This is a genomic window from Domibacillus sp. PGB-M46 (genome assembly GCF_022668875.1).
GTDB lineage: Bacteria > Bacillota > Bacilli > Bacillales > Domibacillaceae > Domibacillus.
The window spans coordinates 1-394 of record NZ_JAKGCR010000078.1; the positions used below are offsets into that span (position 1 = coordinate 1).

Sequence of the window (394 nt, forward strand, 5' to 3'; positions counted from 1 at the left end):
TTAAACGTGTTGAATTGAAATCTTAATTGATAATCATAATTTATAATCCCAATTTGATAGGAGAGAAATATATGAACACAAACACTCAATTAATCCAGGAAAACGTCAAAACAGGTGCACCTGTTATTACAGAAATGACCGTGGTTCCCGTTGCAGGCCATGACAGCATGCTGCTCAATTTAAGCGGAGCTCACGCCCCTTACTTTACACGTAATATTGTGCTGCTGAAAGATAATGCAGGGAACATGGGTGTTGGTGAAGTCCCAGGCGGCGAGAAAATCCGCCAGACGCTTGAAGATGCACGTGAACTCGTTGTGGGCCAGTCTATCGGCGCCTACAACAATATTTTAAATAACGTACGCCGGCAGTTTGCAGACCGGGATGCGGCAGGACG

Annotated in this window: 1 pseudogene; it reads left to right on the forward strand. The window is 44.7% G+C overall.

From position 1 onward, the window contains the following. Nucleotides 1-71 precede the first annotated feature (71 nt). Nucleotides 72-394, forward strand: a pseudogene (gudD, locus tag L2D08_RS23665) (glucarate dehydratase); the annotation flags it as partial.